2 protein-coding genes are annotated in these 1,332 nt (G+C 48.6%); both read left to right on the top strand.

Going from position 1 to position 1,332, the window contains the following annotated elements:
* Positions 1-1,029 (top strand): TGS domain-containing protein (locus R7F67_RS24130; protein ID WP_318057452.1); only part of this gene is annotated, 1,029 nt, incomplete at its 5' end.
* A gap of 57 nt (positions 1,030-1,086) precedes the next feature.
* Positions 1,087-1,332 (top strand): TrmH family RNA methyltransferase (locus R7F67_RS24125; protein WP_318057451.1); only part of this gene is annotated, 246 nt, incomplete at its 3' end.

Raw genomic sequence — 1,332 nt, 5'->3', positions numbered from 1 at the left:
GAGCTACAACACAGTGCCGGTAACTCATTCGAATTCATTGAAAACGAAATATCGGATCTATGCCCAGATGAGATTTACGTCTTCACACCAAAAGGTCGTATTGTTGAACTGCCACTTGGCGCGACAGCTGTAGATTTTGCTTACGCGGTACATACCGATGTAGGTAATTCCTGTGTTGGTGCTCGTGTTGATCGTAACCCTTACCCACTAAGTAAGGCGCTGAAGAACGGCCAGACAGTAGAAATCATCAGTGCGCCAGGTGCGCGTCCAAATGCCGCTTGGTTGAACTATGTCGTGACTTCTCGCGCTCGCACTAAGATTCGTCAAGTACTGAAAACCATGCGCCGTGAAGAATCCATCACGCTCGGCCGCCGCCTATTGAATCACGCTTTGGGTCGTCACTCGATTGACTCCATCTACCCAGAGAACATTCAAGAAGTACTGACCGATCTGCGCTTAGAAAGCACAGACGATTTACTCGCAGCAATTGGCTTAGGCGAACTCATGAGTATTGTGATTGCTCGTCGTTTGCTGGGCGATACTGAAGAACTAACGACAACTAGTTCCATTCCAACCGACTCGAAGAAGAAACTTCCAATTCGTGGCGCGGAAGGTTTGCTGCTGACGTTTGCTAACTGCTGTCACCCAATTCCAGATGACCACATCATTGCGCATGTGTCTCCTGGCCGTGGCTTGGTTGTTCACCGTGAAACGTGTCCAAATGTGCGCGGTTACCAAAAAGAGCCGGACAAGTACATGGCCGTTGCATGGTCTGACGATTACGACAAAGAGTTTATCGCAGAACTGAAAGTCGACATGCTCAACCACCAAGGTGCTCTGGCAGAATTGACCAACGTGATTTCAAAAACAGGCTCCAATATCCATGGCCTGTCGACCGAAGAACGTGATGGCCGACTGTATACTGTCACCGTCCTGCTGACCACCAAAGATCGTGTCCACCTTGCAGGTATCATGCGAAAAATCAAAGCGATGCCGCAGGCGACCCGAGTCAGACGAAGAAAGAACTAAACTCATCGCCACCCACTCACACTGGGTGGCGATTTTTTTATACCCTATTTATTTACTATGAATTTAGAACGTTACCACCGTATCCATCAGGTGCTGAAAGCACGCCAAACCGACCTTACTTTGTGCCTAGAAGAGGTTCACAAACCTAACAACGTCTCTGCCGTTATTCGTACGGCTGACGCCACGGGCTTACACAAAGTTCATGCTATCTGGCCTGATAAAATGCGCACTTTAACCCACACTTCTGCTGGTGCTCGTAACTGGGTTGAAGTAGAAACTCACAACTCGATTGAAACCGCCATT

It is taken from the genome of Vibrio sp. YT-17, from assembly GCF_033337375.1.
In the GTDB taxonomy this organism is placed as follows: Bacteria; Pseudomonadota; Gammaproteobacteria; order Enterobacterales; family Vibrionaceae; genus Vibrio; species Vibrio alginolyticus.
The sequence above is the reverse complement of the archived record's forward strand: the minus strand, read 5'-3'. Positions and strand labels throughout refer to the sequence as shown.